11 protein-coding genes and 1 tRNA gene are annotated in these 16,733 nt (G+C 71.6%); 6 read left to right on the top strand and 6 right to left on the bottom strand.

The features are described from left to right. Positions 1-127: 127 nt before the first annotated feature. Positions 128-2,338: a substrate-binding and VWA domain-containing protein gene (locus ABD327_RS35675; protein WP_344457766.1), complete on the bottom strand. Its 2,211-nt coding sequence runs from the start codon at positions 2,336-2,338 to the stop codon at positions 128-130. Positions 2,339-2,681: 343 nt separating this feature from the next. On the opposite strand from ABD327_RS35675, the gene ABD327_RS35670 reads away from it, so the two are divergent. Next, positions 2,682-3,656, top strand: a complete 975-nt coding sequence (locus ABD327_RS35670; RefSeq protein ID WP_344457764.1) for an endonuclease/exonuclease/phosphatase family protein — start codon at positions 2,682-2,684, stop codon at positions 3,654-3,656. Positions 3,657-3,674: 18 nt separating this feature from the next. Next, positions 3,675-4,493: a TrmH family RNA methyltransferase gene (locus ABD327_RS35665; protein ID WP_344457762.1), complete on the top strand. Its 819-nt coding sequence runs from the start codon at positions 3,675-3,677 to the stop codon at positions 4,491-4,493. Between the two features lie 45 nt (positions 4,494-4,538). Here the strand turns inward: ABD327_RS35665 and ABD327_RS35660 are convergent, their stop codons facing one another. From ABD327_RS35660 to ABD327_RS35650, 3 genes are all read right to left on the bottom strand, one after another. Beyond that, positions 4,539-5,525, bottom strand: coding sequence for a hypothetical protein (locus tag ABD327_RS35660; protein WP_344457760.1), 987 nt, complete (start codon positions 5,523-5,525; stop codon positions 4,539-4,541). Positions 5,526-5,677: 152 nt separating this feature from the next. Continuing rightward, positions 5,678-6,046, bottom strand: a complete 369-nt coding sequence (locus ABD327_RS35655; protein WP_344457758.1) for a hypothetical protein — start codon at positions 6,044-6,046, stop codon at positions 5,678-5,680. Then, a complete protein-coding gene (locus ABD327_RS35650; protein ID WP_344457756.1) occupies positions 6,043-10,215 on the bottom strand; it encodes an SseB family protein in 4,173 nt (1,390 codons plus the stop codon). Before ABD327_RS35650 ends, ABD327_RS35655 begins: the two co-directional genes overlap by 4 nt. 184 nt (positions 10,216-10,399) lie before the next feature. Here ABD327_RS35650 and ABD327_RS35645 point away from each other — a divergent pair, with 184 nt between their 5' ends. After that, a complete protein-coding gene (locus ABD327_RS35645) occupies positions 10,400-10,780 on the top strand; it encodes a hypothetical protein (protein ID WP_344457754.1) in 381 nt (126 codons plus the stop codon). On the opposite strand, the gene ABD327_RS35640 is transcribed toward ABD327_RS35645, so the two are convergent. Both ABD327_RS35640 and ABD327_RS35635 read right to left on the bottom strand, forming a co-directional pair. Continuing rightward, on the bottom strand, positions 10,777-13,002 hold the full coding sequence (locus tag ABD327_RS35640) for a transglycosylase domain-containing protein (protein WP_344457751.1): 2,226 nt from the start codon (positions 13,000-13,002) through the stop codon (positions 10,777-10,779). The two genes, ABD327_RS35645 and ABD327_RS35640, sit on opposite strands and share 4 nt — an antisense overlap. A 195-nt stretch (positions 13,003-13,197) precedes the next feature. Beyond that, the gene (locus ABD327_RS35635; protein ID WP_344457748.1) at positions 13,198-14,274 is read right to left on the bottom strand and encodes an FKBP-type peptidyl-prolyl cis-trans isomerase; all 1,077 of its coding nucleotides are present in this window, start codon (positions 14,272-14,274) and stop codon (positions 13,198-13,200) included. A gap of 256 nt (positions 14,275-14,530) precedes the next feature. Here ABD327_RS35635 and ABD327_RS35630 point away from each other — a divergent pair. The 3 genes from ABD327_RS35630 to ABD327_RS35620 all read left to right on the top strand — a co-directional run bounded on the left by ABD327_RS35630 (position 14,531) and on the right by ABD327_RS35620 (position 16,733). Continuing rightward, positions 14,531-14,604 (top strand) — tRNA-Arg (locus tag ABD327_RS35630). Positions 14,605-14,778: 174 nt separating this feature from the next. Beyond that, positions 14,779-16,227, top strand: coding sequence for an AlkA N-terminal domain-containing protein (locus ABD327_RS35625; RefSeq protein WP_344457746.1), 1,449 nt, complete (start codon positions 14,779-14,781; stop codon positions 16,225-16,227). Beyond that, complete coding sequence (locus ABD327_RS35620) at positions 16,224-16,733, top strand: methylated-DNA--[protein]-cysteine S-methyltransferase (protein WP_344457743.1); 510 nt, start codon at positions 16,224-16,226, stop codon at positions 16,731-16,733. The genes ABD327_RS35625 and ABD327_RS35620 overlap by 4 nt, the downstream gene beginning before the upstream one ends.

Genomic DNA, 16,733 nt, shown 5'->3' with positions numbered 1-16,733 from the left:
AGCAGTCGGGGTAAGGGATCCGCTTAGATGACGGCTCGCACTGTGTCACGGTTGACACTGGTACGTCCATATGTAGAGAAGGGGCGCGGCCGACGGCCGCGCCCCTTCTCATCCGTTCGTCACCGGGTCAGCAGGTGGTGCTCTCCTGGCCCGCGCACATCCGCCGCGAGAGCGCCTTCAGGAAGATCTGGGTGATCTCCTCGGGCGTCCTGGGGATGTAGGCCTCACCGCCGGTGAGGTTGGTGATCCGCTTCATGGTCTTGAGCTGGCCCGGGCCCGAGCCGATGCTCACCATGACGACCTGGATCGGCTTGCGCTTGTCGACTTCCTTCTTCAGCTGGGTCAGCAGCTGGTTCAGGGTGATGCCGCCGTTCGGGTCGTCGTTGCCCAGACCGTCGGTGAACAGCACGATCGAGTTGATGCGGTCCGGCCGGTGGGTCTTCTTCATGTGCTGGTAGGCGGCGAGCACCGTGTCGTACAGGCCGGTGTTGCCGTTCGGGAGCGCCTTGATGCCCAGCAGCGACTGCTGGAGGCGGCGCAGGTGGTTGGCCGAGCCGAAGCGCTTGTTGAGCTGCTCGACCGGCACGACCTCCTTCCAGTCCTGGTTCCCCACCAGCCGGTCGGAGTAGACCCAGGTGCCGACCTGGCTGTCGGGCGGGAACTGGGTCAGGCCCTTGGAGGCGAGGGTGAGGATCGTCTGCATCCGGCTCGGGCCGCCGGGGGCGATCGGCTCGGTCATGGTGCCCGAGACGTCGATGACGGAGAGCATCCGGATCGCCAGGGAGAGCTTGGACCAGTCCTGAGTGATCTTGTAGATCTCCTCGGAGGTGCTCAGCGGCAGCACCTTGACGCGCTGGGTGCTCAGGCCCATGTTCTCGGTGAAGGTCTCGGGGGCCTTGCGGTCCGGGCCGCGGAAGCCCAGCGCCTGGTAGTTCTTGACGGCCTCGGGGGAGCTCAGCGCGGTGGCCAGCTCCTGGGCGGCCTTCTTCTTGCCGCCGTCCTCGGCGGTGACGGTCACCGGGTAGTCGAGGCTCACCATGCCCTCACTGGGGTAGATGGTGACCGCCTTCTCCTTCGGGTCCTTGGTGTTGTGCGCGTACACCGACTGCTCGGGCGCGATCAGCAGCGGGAACCGCTTGCGGGCGTCCTGGTGGAAGTCCTCGTAGAGCGCGTCCACCGAGGCGACCGTGTGGTTGCGGATCGTCTGCGCGATGCCGGTGAAGATGGTGTCGGCGTACTTGTCGCTCTGCAGCAGCGTGCGCAGCATGGAGATGGACGACATCCCGGCGCCGGTGTTGACGGGGTCGGGCACCCGCATGTCCAGCAGCTTGGGGTCGATGAGCTGGTTCTTGGTGACCGCGCCGCCCTCGAGGCCGCCGGCGGCCTTCAGGAGGTTGTCCCAGGAGGGGTTCTCGGCGAAGCCCTGCTTCTTCAGCGCCACCGCCAGGGTCTGCGGGACCGCGACGACGATCGGCGTGGAGGCGATCGAGATCTTGGTCGGGGTGATGGTCTCCTTGTTGGTCGCCTGGACCAGGTTGGACCACAGCGACGAGTCGGGGATCCACACGTCGGGCCTGGTGGTCTGGCCCGCCGAGACGCCCTCGCCGGTCAGCACGGTGCGCACGGCGCCGGGGTCGGTGCCCACGATCTTCGCCGTGTAGCAGACTCCGTCGATCTCCTTGCCGCCGAACGCCTCCGCGGACTTCGTGACGGCCGGGGCGATGTCCTTGGCCACCGCGACGTTCAGCACGGTGGAGTCGCCCGAGCAGCCGCCGCTCTTCTGCGTGAAGGCGTAGATGGCGACGCCCACCAGCAGCGCGAGGCCGACCGCGCCGGCCAGCGGGCCGATGAGCGCGCCCTTCTTGCGCTTCTTGCGGGTGCCGTAGGTGCCGGAGTCGAAGGAGTAGTCGCCGCTGGAATAGGTCCCGCTGCCGCTGCCGCCGCCGCGGTTACCGGACGAGGAGGTGCCGGGACCGGTGGGGAAGGGCCGGTCGTAGGAGCTGAGCGAACTGTTGGCGGAGGAGGAGCCGGACGGGGGGACGGGCGCCGAAAGGTAGGGGTCGGACGCCGGATTCTGCGAGTAGGAAGGGCCGCCCGGGTCGGAGGCACCGGTGAACCCGCCGGATCCGAACGACGAACCGGAGGCGCGCGAGGAGAACCACTCCGGTTGGCCGTTGGAGTCGGAGACGGTCCGGTCCACGGGGTGCCCGGGGTTGCCCGCCGAGGAGCCGCCGGCAGCCCGCGGGCTGAACCAGTCGCTGCTGCCGTCGGCGGCCGGATACTCCGAGGAGGAGCCGTATCCACCCTCGCCCGGGAGGTCGCCGGGGGGACGAGTCATGGTGCTCTCCGGGTTCTGTCATGGGGCCGTGCCTGGTCCTGGGGGCACCTGGCGTTGGTCGGACGCACTTTAGCCGTATCACCCAGGTGTTACAAAGGTGTCTAAACCGGTGATCTGTCGGTGGGGCGTTGCATGTCCGGATTTAATTGGATTACCTATCGGTAACAACCGGGGGGAAGCCGTCCCCCTGCGCGCCCCGGTATGCCTTGTGGCACGGTGGGCAAGGGATCTCTTGCCGTGGAGTGACAACTCCTGGCGCCCGCTGATCGTTGAGGTTGTCGTGGGTACCGAAGCTGTGACCGAAACGTTGCCGGACGAGCCCGGGAAGGCTCGCCGCCGAGCCGTGACGAGGGCCGACCTCGACCCGGGCGGGGGGTGGCGGAGCCGGGTCGCGTGGTCCGTCACCGCGCTCTGGGCCGGCTGGGCCGCGGGCCGCACGCTGGGGCTCGACGGCCTGGCACTGTTCGAACCGGTGGCCGTGCCGCTCATCTCCCTCACCCCTTACATGGCGGCGGCCGCGCTGGTCCCCCTCCTCGCCGCCGCGCTGCTCCGCCGCTGGTACGCGGCGCTGGCCGCGGCGGTGGCGGCGCTGGTCCTGGCGGCCGCGGTCCTGCCGCGCGCCACCGCCGACGCGGCGTCCGGCGCCGACGGCCCGAAGCTGCGGGTGCTGACCTCCAACGTCTTCTTCGGACGGGCGCCCATGGCGGAACTCGTCCGGATCGTGGAACGCGAGCGGGTGGACGTGCTGAGCGTCCAGGAGTTCACCCCCGACGCCCGGAGCGGGCTCGAGGAACAAGGATTGCGGACACAACTTCCTTACGAGGTGGTCGATCCGAGATGGGGGGCGGGCGGCTCCGCGCTCTACTCCCGGTACCCCCTCACCGCGCTCCCCGCGCTCCCCGGGACGGTCATGGCCCACCCCCGCGCCGCCCTCGAACTGGACGGGCGGCGCGTCGAGATGACGGCCGTCCACCCGCTGCCGCCCCTGCCCGGCGACGGCCTCGAGGACTGGAAGCACTCGCTGTCCACCCTGCCGTCCGCCGGCTCGGGCGACGACCGCACGGTCCGGGTGCTCGCGGGCGACTTCAACGCCACCCTCGACCACGCCCGCTTCCGCGGCCTGCTGGACCGCGGCTACACCGACGCCGCGGACCGGCGCGGCGAGGGCCTGACCAGCACCTGGGGCTTCTCCGACTTCCCCCGGCTGACGCTCGACCACATCCTGGTCCCGCGTAGTGTGGCGGTCCGGTCCTACGAGGTGCTGCGGCTGTCCGGCAGCGACCACCGCCCCGTCCTGGCCGAACTCCAGTTCCCCTGACCCTGGAACAATCAGCACATGGCCGAACTCATCCACGTCCCCGACGCCTCCGACCCCAGGCTGGCCGACTACGTCCGTCTCACCGACGGCCAGCTGCGCAAGAGCCTGGAGGCCGAGGAGGGCCTGTTCATCGCCGAGGGCGCCAAGGTCATCCGCCGGGCCCTGGAGACCGGCCATCGCCCCCGCTCGATCCTCATGTCCGAACGCTGGCTGGACTCCCTCTCCGACGTCCTGCCCGCCCTCGACTGCCCGGTGTACCTCGTCTCCGACGGCACCGCCGAGACCCTCACCGGATTCGCCGTCCACCGCGGCGCCCTCGCCTCCATGACCCGCCTCCCCCTCCCGTCCCTCCCCGACGCCCTCGCCGGCGCCCGTCGCATCGTCATCCTCGAGGACCTCGTCAACCACACCAACGTCGGCGCGATCTTCAGGTGCGCGGCGGCGCTCGACGTGGACGCGGTGGTGCTGGCGCCCCGGTGCGCGGACCCGCTGTACCGCAGGTCGGTGAAGGTCTCGATGGGCGCGGTGTTCTCGATGCCGTACGCCCGGATGGAGGACTGGCACAAGGACCTCGCGCTGGTGCGGGAGGCCGGCTTCCGCCTGCTGGCGCTCACCCCGGCACAGGACGCGCTCGACCTGGAGGACGCCGTCGCCTCGGCGGGAGACCGCGTCGGCCTCCTCTTCGGCTCGGAGGGAGACGGCCTTTCCTCCCACTGGATCTCCGAAGCCGACGCCGCGGTCCGTATCCCCATGAGCGAAGGCGCCCTCGCCAAGGGCGTGGACAGCCTCAACGTCGTGGCGGCCGCCGCCATCGCCTGCTATGCGCTGACCCGCTGAACCCCTCTGCGGCGGATCCGCTCCGCCGGGGACGCGCGGGGCCGGTCAGCGGGCGAATCTGCCTCGGGTGAGGCGGCGGTGGGTGCCTCGGACGGGGCGTTTGAGCTGGACGAACAGCGCGCCGAAGAGGGCCAGGAGCATGCCCAGCCAGACGGCCTGGACGCGGATGAGCCCGTCGGCGTCGTCGGCGGGGCCGGGGCGGATCGCGGCGACGTTCTGCGTGGGGTTCAGGGGCTGGGCGGAGGAGTCCACCACCACGGGGAGCTGGCCGTCGGTGCTCTCCGGCGACGAACCGTTCGGGAGGGTCGCCTGCGAGGTGTCCGACGGGAGCGCCGAGTACGGGGGCGTCGTGCCGGGAGGAACGGGCGGCTGGGCGGGCTGTTCCGCGGAAGGCGCGGCAGGCGCGGGTGACGTCGTGTCGGGGGTGCTCGTACTCGGCGTGGACGTGGCCGGAGCGGGGGCGCTCTTCTTCTCGATGGTGAGGAGATGGACGACCGTCTTGGCGGCGGCGGAGCGGGCCGAGACGGACGTCGTCACACGCAGGGGACCGGGGGCGGCGGTCGCGGGGACGGACAGCGTGACGGGGACGAAATCTCCCTGGGAGGTCACGTCGCCGAGACTGCAGGTGCCCGCGGCGAGCGTGCAGGTGGGGGAGACCTCGGCCCCGTCGCTCGCCGTCACCTTCAGCTTGGCGGCCTTGGCGACCGCGCCCGCCGCGTAGACGTGGGCGGTCGCCTTCACCTCGTCGCCGGGCCGGACGACCGGGTCGGGGACGGACAGGACGATGTACAGCTCGGGCGTCGCGGCGGGGGTCTCCGTCGGCTCGTCCTGAGGAGCGTCCGCGCCGGTGTCCCCGTCGGTGTCGTCATCCGGCTCGTCGACCGTGCCGTCGTCCCCCGGCGGAGTGCTGGGGGACGGCGTCTGCGACGGGGAAGGAGAAGGTGAGGGGCTCTCCACGGACGGGGAGGGAGAAGCCGCCGGCTCGTCCGTGGGGTCCGCCGCGCCCAGGGCGGTGGCCGCGAGGACCAGCACCGCCGTCAAAGTCGTGCCCGTTCGCCTGGAAGGGTGCACGGCTCCAGACCTCCGCATCCGTAGAGGATTCAGGTGTACTTTCAGCAGCCTTCGTTAAGGCTATCCGTACACGGAGCGAATGATCGAATCAATGTGAAGTTAGGTGTTATCGCTCAGATGAACTCCTCGTGGAGTTCCTCCACCTCTGCCCGCGGAGCCCAGGTCTGCCACACGCCGTGGTCGATCCGGTCGAGTCCGAGCCGCTCGGCGACCGGGCCCCGGCCGCCGGTGTACTCCACCCGCAGCCAGGTCTCGTGCTCGCCGACCACGATGAACCGCTCGCCCCGCCAGCGGCAGGCCGTCCGGACGTAGCGCAGCCGCTCGATCTCCGAGGCGGGCACGCTGCGGCGGTACCGGCCCGGACGCGCCTCGGCGAAGCCCTCCGCGGGCTGCGTCGTGTACAGGCGGACCTCGCCCTCCGGCGTCGGGCTCGCCTCGTACTCCGAGCCCTTCCAGATCGCGACGTAACCGTCCCTGATCACTGCGGGACCTCCTTGGGCTGCTGGGCCGGCGTCCAGCTCAGGACATCGGCGTCGTAGACGGCGACCAGGGCCTCGGTCCGGTCCCTGCCGACGAGGTACAGCCGCGCCCCGGTGGGCAGCCGGGTGCTGTCGCTCTTGAACTCGCGGATGCTGCCGGCCGAGCCGGGCGCGAAACCGGTGCCCTCGAACGGCTCCTGCTCGAGCACCCAGCCCGCGTCGCCCCAGGCCTGCAGGTCCTCCTCGGTGCGCCCGCCGAACGGCACCCGGTAGAGGTCCTCGCAGTGGGCGTGCCAGCGCAGGACGTGCACCGCCTCGTCCGCGAGGTCGAAGGGGGAGTCCCGGTACAGCAGGCCGAGGGCCTCGTACAGCTGCGCCGGGGTGGTGAGCTCGGCGCAGTCGGCCAGCGGGTGGATGAACCCGCCGACCCGGTCGTACCCCTGCTCCAGGTACCAGCCGACGTGGCCGTGCGGCAGCACCTTCTGCATCACCGTCACCTGCGGGACCCGCTCGCGCGGGGCGGGGACCTCCACGACGGGGTTCTCCGCCGAGGTCGCCTCGGGTGAGGCGTCCGCCTCGGCGGGGGCGTGCGGCGCCGCGTACGGCTGCGTGAGCTCCCGGTGCTGGCCCTGCCGGACGGGCAGCCCGACGGAGACCGCCCAGTCGCTGAGCTCGCGGACCTGGCCGCCGTCGAGGGACGCGCCGATCCGGGTGCCCGGGTTGAGGTGGAGCGTCCAGTCGGTGCGCCGCCAGTGCGAGATGAGCTCGGTGAAGCCGACGGTGACGTACCGGACGTCGCCCACGGTCTCCTGCAGCCGCAGGTGCGAGGTGAACACCCGGACGGAGGCCCCGGGACCGGGCGGGCTGGCCGACAGCGCGGCCGACCAGTCGAAGTCGGGATGCTCGGGGGAGAGGTCCTCGGGCGCGGTGGCCGGGACCGGGACGAGCACCTCGGCGGCCAGCGTCACCCGCAGGAAGTCGTCGCTGTCCCCGGCGAGCACCGCCTCGTCCAGGTCCTGGTCGACCCGGTTGCCCGGTTCGAAGTGCACGGGACGCGCCCGCTGCGGTTCGGCCGGCGCGACGGCGGCGCGCAGCCGGTCCCCCGGCACGGTCAGGTCGATCGGGGTGCCCGGGTTGAGCACCAGCGACCAGCCGTGCTCGGGCCAGTTCGCCGCCAGTTCCCGGAAGTCCGGCATGACGAACCGGGACTGGCCGACCGCCTCGTGCATCCAGCGCGGCGAGGTGAACGCCATGATCGACTGCTCGCCCTTGATCGGCACGGGATGCCAAGGGAAGTCCGGTTCGCCGGGCTGGGCGCCCCAGGGGGTGTCGGGGTCGGCGGGGATCATCACCTGGGCGGAGGTCAGCAGCCCGAAGAACGTCTCGGCGTCCCGGCGCTGCGCCGCCTCGTACAGCCGCTGCTCCAGCTCGTTCTGCGGGGAGAAGGAGTCGGGCCGCTCGGTGACGAGCTGGTCGACCCAGGTCGCCACCAGCGGCAGCTGCTGCCCCGTCAGCGTCGCCGACGCGGGCGTGCCCGGGTTGATGGCCAGGGTCCAGCCGAGGTCGGGCCAGTGCCGCACCACGGTCGGGAACGGCACCCGCACGTAGTCGACCTGCCCGATCACGTCCAGGAGCCGCTCGGGCGAGGTGAACGCGGGCACCGCCGGAGTCCCGTCGATCTCCCCCGGCTGCCACGGGAACCCCGGACGGCTCGGCCGGGCCGCCGCGTCCGTGCCGGGCGGCACCGGCAGCAGCAGGTCCGCCCCCATCAGCGCCTTGACCAGAGACTCCTCGTCGGCGGCACGCACCAGTTCGGTCTCCACCGGGTTGGCCGGAAGGAACCGGCCCCGGCCCGGCGCCGCCGCGGCCCGCTCGGCCTCCGCCGCGGACCCGCTCCTGAGCTCGTCCACGATCGGCGGCAGCCCGTCGATCTGCGTCTGCGTCGGGTCGTTCCCGCCCACCGGTCCCCGAGCGTGCTCGGCCGATCCGAAGACCTGGCCCGCCTCGTCCGGCGCGCCCTCTGGAACGCTCCCGCGCTGATCGGGCTCCTGCCGTCCGAGCAGCGCGGCGACCGAATCGGGCATGTTCTGCCCCGCTTCGCCGACCGGCGCCACGGGCGACCCGGGCAAGGAGTCGTCCCCGCTCTGCGGAGCTCCCTGGCCGTCATCGACGGGGCCTTCGGCCCGATCCGGAGAACCGGACTCCGGCGCCGCGCTCCGCGTGTTCTCCGGCTCGGCGACCACTTCCGGTACGGCCGGAACGTCCGCCACCGGAGAGGTCGGTTCGGGCACCTCGCCCGAATTCGGCCCACTCGTGTACGGCTCCTCCCGTTCGGGGGCCGCGTCGGGAACCGGAGGAGCCTGTTCGGGGGAGCCGGTGGGCTGCGACGTCTCCGTGTAGGGGCTTCCCTGCTCGGCGGGAACGCCGGGAGCCGCTCCTTCAGCCGAGGGAGTGTGCTCGGCGGTCTGCGGTTCTCCCGCGAGGGGAGCGCCGTGCTCCGAGTCCACTCCGGGAGCCACGGGCTCGGCGGAGGACGCCTGCTCCGGGGAGACACCTGCTTGCGCTGCTCCGGTATGGGGAGCTTCCTGTCCGGCGAGCATGCCGGGAGGCACGGCCTCGGCCGGAGGCACGTGTTCGGGGGAAGCGGTGGTCTGGGGTGCTCCTGGCCCGACGGGCGCACCGGGAAGCACGACGTCTGCCGCAGGCGCGGATTCGGTGGAGCCGGCCGTCTGCGGCGCCTCCGGGAGGGGGCCTTCCTGGACGGCGGGGGCCACTGGCAGATCGGGAGCCACGGAGTCGGCCAGAGGTGCCCGCTCGGCCGAGTCGGCGGGCTGGGGGACGCTTTGCTCGGCGGGTGCTCCGGGAGGCGCCGCACCGATGAGAGGCGCCTGCTCGAAGGCGGTCTGCGGACCGTCCGGGTCGGCAGACGCGGCGGGGACCACGCCTTCGGTCGAGAAAGGGGGTTCCGGGGCGTTCTGCGGTGTCTCCACGGGGGGAGCGCCGTGCTTCGCGACCGACGGAGATCCCTGGCCGGACGGCTGCGGTGCCTCATGCCTGGGGGCTCCAGGCAGGGACCGTTCGGCGGTGTCGGCCGCCTGCGGCGCCGAGTGCCGGCCTGCGCGTTCGGCGGGAGCCTCGGGAGCGGCGGGAGCCTCGGGAGCGGCAGGAGCCTCGGGAGCGGCGGGAGCGGGATCCGCGTGTTCGCGGGGGTCGGAGGCCTGAGGCGTTCCCTGCTCGGGGAGCGGAGCGCGCGGTGTTCCCGGGTACGGGCCGCTCTGCCTGGGAGGCGTAGCGGGGGCCACGGGGCCGGGGATGCCTCCGGCGCGGGGAGTGGGGTCGGGGAGACCCGTGGGCTGGGCGGGGCCCGTGTACGGAGCGCCCTGTTCGGCGGATGCGCCGGGAAGCGGCGTCTCCTCGGCGGAGGCGAAGGAGTGCGGTGCTCCGGTCCGGGGGATTCCGTGCTCGACCGGGATGCCCGGCACTTCGGGAACGGCGGTCGGCGAAGGCGGGACGGAAGCGGGGGAACCTATGTCCGGTCCGCCTGCTCGCGGTGCCCCCTGCTCGGGGGAGGAGAAACCGCGGAGGGCGGCGAGCACCTCGGCGGCCTGCCGGTTGGCGTCCTGGAGGGAACCGCTCTCCTGGACGGCGGCGAGGGCGCTCTGGACGGCGGGGGAGTCCGGGGTGACGGGCTCGGCGGCGCCGGGCGGGGGGACCGGGACGGGCCGCGGGGGCGCGGCGGGCCCCGCGGGGCGGGGAAGGCCGAGCAGGACGGGCCGGGGGTCGCCGTCGGCGAGCTGGCGCAGGAACCAGGAGGGCAGCAGCGCCTGCGGTGGAAGGGAGAGGTCCACGGCGAGCCACCAGTGGGGGTGCGGCCAGGCCGCGGCCATGTCGGTGAGCTTCAGCCGCAGGTGGTGCTGAAGGTGCGGCCCGAGATGGGCTCGCATCGCCTCGGGGGAGGTGTAGGCGAGCACGTGGGTGCGCCCGTCGACCTCCTGGGTGGGCCAGACGGGCTGGACGTTGTCGGCGAGCACCTGCTCGGCCGTTTCCGGCGGGAGCGGGACCACAAGGTCCGCTCCCGCCAGGACGCGGAAGTACCCCTCGGGGTCAGCGGCGTCGATCGCACCGACCAGAAGGGTCTCCAGGTCGGTGGTGGGCTGCCATTCCTCGGCCACGTTAAGCCACTCCTTGGGCGTGCTGCGGACTCGTCTACCTTAATGCGGGCTTAATGCGGACCAGTGCTCAGTCCGAGGACGAAGTCGAGCGCGGGTGAGCGGAGAGAAACTCTGCGCACCCGCCTGCGTACCCGTCCGGTACGCAATCATGGAGCTTTGAGGATCACATCCCTGGAGGAATCGGATGCAGGCGGGGCGTAGCGCGCTCATCACCGTCCTGGCGGCGGTCACGGCGCTGTCGGGATGCGGGGTCGTGGAGGGCATGACCGGCAACAAGAGCGAGGTGTGCGCCGAGACCCAGCAGGCCTTCACCGACTTCGGGACGAAGCTGAAGTCCCTGCCCTCCACGGACAACGCCGCCTGGGGCCAGGCGGCGGGCGACTTCGCCGCGACCCTCGACGGCCTCGCCGCCGAGGCCGACGACCAGAAGCTGGGCCAGACCCTCAAGGACCTGGCGGCCTCCTGGCGCGAGGCGTCGCCGGCCCTGGGCCAGACCGGCGACGTCGCCCGCCTCACCGCGCTGCTGCGGGACCAGCCCGCGCGGCTGGGCGAGGCCTGCGGCTAGGGCTGCTGCTGCTGAGGGAAGTCCTCCGGCAGCGGATCCGGCCCGGGGTCCTCGGGCCCGGGGCCGGGGTCGGGGCCGGGGAGGTCGACGTCCTCGTCCGGGTCCTCCGGCAGCGGTTCGGGCTCCTCCTCCACCGGCGGTTCCTCCTCGTCCGGCGGGGTGCTGGGCGAGGCCGGGTCGGTGGCGGAAGGGCTCGGGTCGGGGCCGGAGGGCTCGTCGGCCGGCGCGGGATCGGGCTGGTAGGTGTAGTAGCTCGACGGCTCGGGGAAGTCCTTCACCGCCATGCCCTGGGTGGCCTCGCTCATGAAGGCGCGCCACACCTGCGCGGGCAGCACGCCGCCGTAGGCCGAGTAGCCGCGCAGGTCCAGCGGCTTGTTGGGGAACTTGCTGTGGAAGATCCCCACCGAGGTGGACATCTGCGGGATGAACCCGTTGAACCACACGGCGGCGCCCCCGTCCGTGGTGCCCGTCTTACCGGCGACGTCCCGGCCGTCGTAGAGCTGCGCGCCGGTGGCGGTACCGCTGGTGACGACCTGCTGCAACGCGTACGTGGCGTCGGCGGCGACGTCCTTGCTGAACACCCGGACGCCTTCGACCTCGACCTTCTTCGTCCGCTTGTCGCGGTTGGTGAAGGACTTGATGACGTGCGGGGCGTGGAACTCGCCTCCGTTGGCGAACGCCCCGTACGCGCCGGCCTGCTGCGTCGGGCTGACGTCCGCGACGCCCAGCGCGTACGACTCGGACTTGTCGGCGTCGTTGGCGGTCAGCTGGGATTTGGGGATGCCCAGGCTCTCGGCCATCTTGGTGACCTCGGAGTTGCCGACCTCCTGGGCGAGCCGCACGTAGGCGGTGTTCACCGAGTCGCGGGTCATCTGGACGAGGTTGAGGTAGCCGTAACTCCCCCCGTGGGAGTTCCCGATGACCTTCCCGTTGGCGGCCACGTAGGACGAGCCGTCCACGGTGTCGGTGAGCTCCTTGCCGTCGGCCAGCGCGGCGGCGAGCACGTACGGCTTGAACCCGGACCCGGCCTGGGCGCGCATCCCGAACGCGCTGCTGAGCTGCTCCTTGAGGTAGTCGCGCCCGCCGTAGAAGGCGAGGACCTCGCCGGTCTGCGGGTCGACGGCGCTCAGGCCCACCCGCTGCTCCTTGGGCATGTCGGACGGGACGTTGTCCTTGACGGCCTTGACCGCGGCGTCCATCAGCGGCTTGCGGAAGGTCGTGACGACCTTGAACCCGCCCAGGGCGAGGCGGCGGTCGGAGACGCCGTGCTTCTCGTGCAGCTCCTTCTTGGCCACGTTGACCATGTAGCCGACCTGGCCCTGGTAGATGTTCTTCTGCTTCTCCTTGGCCGGGGTCGGGAACTTGAGCTTCGAGGCCTCGTCCTGGGTGAGGTCTCCCGCGGTGACCATGCCGTCGACGACGTACTGCCAGCGTTTCTTGAGCTGCTCGCGGTTGTTCTTGGTGACCTTCTGGTAGAGGCTCGGCTGCTGGATCGTCGCGGACAGGTAGGCGCTCTCGGCCGGGCTCAGGTTCTCGGCGTCCTTGTTGAAGTAGGACTGCGCGGCCGCCTGGATGCCGTAGCTCTGCCGTCCGAAGTAGATGGTGTTGAGGTACTGCTCCATGATCCAGTCCTTGTCCTGGGACCGGCTCACCTTGAGCGAGACCATGACCTCCTTGAGCTTGCGGAAGATCGATCTCTCCTGGCTCAGCCCGCTGTAGTAGTTGCGGACCATCTGCTGGGTGATGGTGGAGCCGCCCTGCACCTGGGCGCCGGAGACGGTCGACCAGAAGGCGCGCACCGTGCCCTTGAACGAGATGCCCGGGTCGGTGCGGAAGCTGCGGTTCTCAGCGGAGATGACCGCCTGCTGCATGGCCTCGGAGACCTTGTCCAGCGGGACGGGCTGGCGGTTGGTGCCCTCCTGGGCGATGATCGTCTTGCCGTCGGCGTAGTAGAAGACGTTGAGCTGCTCCCGGGCGTCCACCTGCTGGGTGGAGGGCACGGGGGTGAGGACGTAGGCGACGGCGAAGGCGACCACGCACACCCCGATCAGGCCGAGCACGCCGTAGGAGATCTTGCGGACCAGCCTTCCCTTCCGCGAGGAGGGGATGCCGGGCTGTGGTGAGGGGACGGTGGTCTCGGCGGCCTCAGCGATCTCGATGGGCTCGCCGTTCCCTTCGGGCCCGTTCTCGGCCTGCGGGTGCTCCTCGTTCTCGTTCACCATGCCCCCGTTACCTTTCCGTGACCTCGACCTTACCTTGACCGGTCAGGTTCCCTACCCGCCCGGAGGGGCTTCGATGAGCCGCCGCCATTCGGGTGAATGCGGGCAACCCCTCAGAAGACGGCTGAAAACGCCGAAAGGTTGCCCAGAAAGCTGAAAACGGCCGACCTCTTCCCCGGAGGCCGGCCGTTCACGCGATCAGTAGGACGTCAGGACGTCCACGACGAACACCAGGGTGTCGTCTCCCTTGATCCCGGCGCTCTCGTTGCCCTTCTCGCCGTAGCCGTCGGCGGGCGGGATCACCACCAGCACCCGGCTGCCGGCCTTCAGGCCGACCAGGGCCTTGTCCCAGCCGGGGATGACCGCGCCGGTGCCGATCTCGAAGGCGGCGGGCTCGCCGTTGGCGTAGCTGGAGTCGAACTCCTTGCCGCCCTTCCAGATCACGCCCTTGTAGTGGGCGGAGAGCTTCTGGCCCTTCTCCACGACCGGACCGCTGCCCTCGATGAGGGTCTTGACGGTCAGCTCCTTGGGCGCGTCCCCGTCGGGGAGCTTGATGCCGGGGGCCTCGCCTTCCTTCGCGGGAGCGGTGACCTCGGGCAGCTTGTCGTCGTCCTGCTTCGCCATGTCACCGGCGATCTTGTACTGCTTGGTCACGATGTCCACGACGAAGACGACGTTGTCGTCCTTCTCCAGGCCGGTCTCCTGGGCGGTCTCGCCGAGTTCCTCGACCGGCATCGTCACCAGGTAGCGGCTGCCGAGGGTGGCGCCGTCCATCGCCTCGTCGAGCTTCTTGAAGCCGCTGCCGCCCTGGCCGCCCACCGGAAGGGCGGTGGGGCCGTCTGCGGCATAGCTGCTGGACTTCTCCTCGTGCTCCTTGGCGCCCGTCCACTGGTAGGTCTCGAAGTTGACGTAGGCGGTGTCGCCGCTCTGCAGCTTCTCGCCGTCACCCTTGATCAGCTGCTCGATGCGGCTGGTGGTGTAGGGCTTGACCTCGGGCCAGGCGATCTTGGGGTCCTTGTTGAAGGCGCCCGTGATGGTGAAGTTCTCCTCCGGCCGGGTCAGCGTGTAGGCGCCGCCCGCGACGCCGGCGATGACCGCCAGGACCAGGACGGTGACCCCGGCCTGCTTGATGCGCCTCTTGCGCAGCTCGGCCTTGTTGGCGGGGCGCTTCAGGGAGCCCCGGCCCTTGTTGATGCCGTGCGGGGTGAAGTCGGTGCGACTGATGTCCCGGGCGCTCGGCAGCTTCACACCTGGGGTCTTCTCGTTGTCCGACATGGTCCTCTTGTTTCCAGCTCGACGACATCAGGCAGGGGGCGGGCCACACTCTTCCAGCTCCGGCCTAAGCTCGGAGTGAAATCACCCCAAAATACCGGCTCCCGGGACCCGGGGCCGCGCGACGGCCCTCAGCCTCCCACGCACCGGCCCGTGCTTCCCGGCTGGGAAGTGTATCGATGCCGTGTCGGGGACGAATCGGGCATAAATCTGCTGTTCCAGCGGCCTTCCGTGCCTTACACTCGGGGCGCGAAAGTCTGCGCCCATAGCTCAGCTGGATAGAGCAACGGACTTCTAATCCGTCGGCCGGGGGTTCGAATCCCTCTGGGCGCGCCGCCGGCGACCCGTCGCGACCGTTCGATCGGTGGCGGCGGGTCGCTTCATATCCGGCATCCCCCGAGATGTCCGCTCCCGGTGTCCGTCCCGGCCGTGCCGGGCGCGCGAGGGCGAGGCCGCGATGGCCGAAAACCGCCAGTACCGCGCCGTCCGGTCGCCCACACTGGGAGGGTGGACGACGAGAGCCGCTACAGGGCGGTACGCAGCAGGGACGCCCGGTTCGACGGGGAGTTCTTCTTCGCCGTGCTGACCACCGGGATCTACTGCAGGCCCAGCTGCCCCGCCACCACGCCGCTGCGCCGGAACGTACGGTTCCATCCCAGCGCGGCGGCCGCGCAGCACGACGGTTTCCGCGCCTGCAAGCGCTGCCGGCCGGATGCGGTGCCCGGCTCGGCGGCCTGGCACGTGCGGGCCGACGCGGCGGCCAGGGCGGTGCGGCTGATCGCCGACGGGGTCGTCGACCGGGAGGGCGTCGACGGGCTCGCCGCCCGGCTGGGCTACAGCACCCGGCAGCTGCGGCGGCAGCTGACCGACGAGCTCGGCGCCGGGCCCGTGGCCCTGGCCCGGGCCCAGCGGGCCCAGACCGCGCGGGTGCTGCTGCAGACCACCGCCCTGCCGGTCACCGAGATCGCCTTCGCCTCGGGCTTCGCCAGCGTCCGGCAGTTCAACGACACCATCAAGAAGATCTACGCGGCCACTCCCGGGCGGCTCAGGGCGGCGGGCCCGGGCCCCTCCGCCTCCGCCGCCTCCGGGGTGGCGCTGCGGCTGGCCTACCGGGGCCCGTACGCGGCGAGGGAGATCTTCGACTTCCTGGCGCGCCGGGCCGTGCCCGGCGTGGAGGAGGTCGAAGGACCCGTGGGCTCCCGCGTCTACCGACGCACCCTTCGCCTGCCCGGCGGCCCGGGGATCGCCGCCGTCCACGAGTCCGGCGGGGGTCGGGGCTGGCTCGACTGCGCCATGAGCCTGAGCGAGGTGAGCGACCTCACGGCCGCGACCCAGCGGATCCGCCGCCTGTTCGACCTGGACGCCGACCCCTGCGCGGTCACCGAGCGCTTCGCGGGCGACCCGGTCCTCGGCCCGGGTTCGGCGGCGGTTCCGGGCCTGCGCGCCCCCGGCGCCGCCGATCCCCACGAGACGGCCTTCCGCGCGGTGCTGGGCCAGCAGATCACCGTGGCCGCGGCCCGCACCCTGACCGCCGTGCTGGTCTCCTCCTGCGGCACCCCGCTGCCGGAGCCCTCGGGGAGCCTCACCCACCTCTTCCCCTCGGCCGAGGACGTGGCCGCCGCGTCCCTGGAGGAACTGGGCATGCCCCGCGCCCGCCGGGCCACCCTGAGGACGCTCGCCGAGGCCCTGGCCGGAGGCGGCCTTGTCCTGGATGCCGGGGCGGACCGCGACGAGGCGGAGAAGGGCCTCCTGTCCCTGGCCGGGATAGGCCCCTGGACCGCCGCCTACATCCGCATGCGCGCCCTGGGGGACCCGGACGTCCTGCCGCCCGGCGACGTGGCGCTGAACCGGGCCCTGGCCCGGGCGGGCCGCCCCGACCCCGCCGCCTGGGCCCCCTGGCGCTCCTACGCCACCCACCTGCTGTGGAACTCGCTTTCCGGAAAGGACCGATCATGACGCTCTACACCACCATCCCCAGCCCGCTCGGCACCCTGCTGCTCACCGGCGTCCGCACGGAGACGGGCCTGGCGCTGTCGTCGCTCTCCCTGCCGGGGCAGCGCAACGCGCCCGTCCGGGCCGACACCTGGCGGCACGCCCCGGCCGACTTCACCGAGGCCGCATCCCAGCTGGACGCCTACTTCTCCGGCGACCTCAAGGAGTTCGACCTGGCCTTCACCACCACCGGCACCCCCTTCCAGCGGCAGGTCTGGGCGGCCCTGGAGGCACTCCCGTACGGCACGACCACCACCTACGGCGAGCTCAACGCCGCTCTCGGCGGCACCCCCGCCCGGGCCCGCGCCATCGGCGCCGCGAACGGAGCCAACCCCCTCCTCATCGTCCGCCCCTGCCACCGCGTGATCGGCTCCACCGGCTCCCTCACCGGCTACGCGGGCGGCCTCCCCGCCAAGAAGGCCCTTCTCACGCTCGAGGGCTTCCTCCCGGCCCCCCTCCCGCGCCTCTGA

This window comes from Actinocorallia aurantiaca, assembly GCF_039533685.1.
GTDB classification, from domain to species: Bacteria; Actinomycetota; Actinomycetes; order Streptosporangiales; family Streptosporangiaceae; genus Actinocorallia; species Actinocorallia aurantiaca.
The sequence above is the reverse complement of the archived record's forward strand: the minus strand, read 5'-3'. Positions and strand labels throughout refer to the sequence as shown.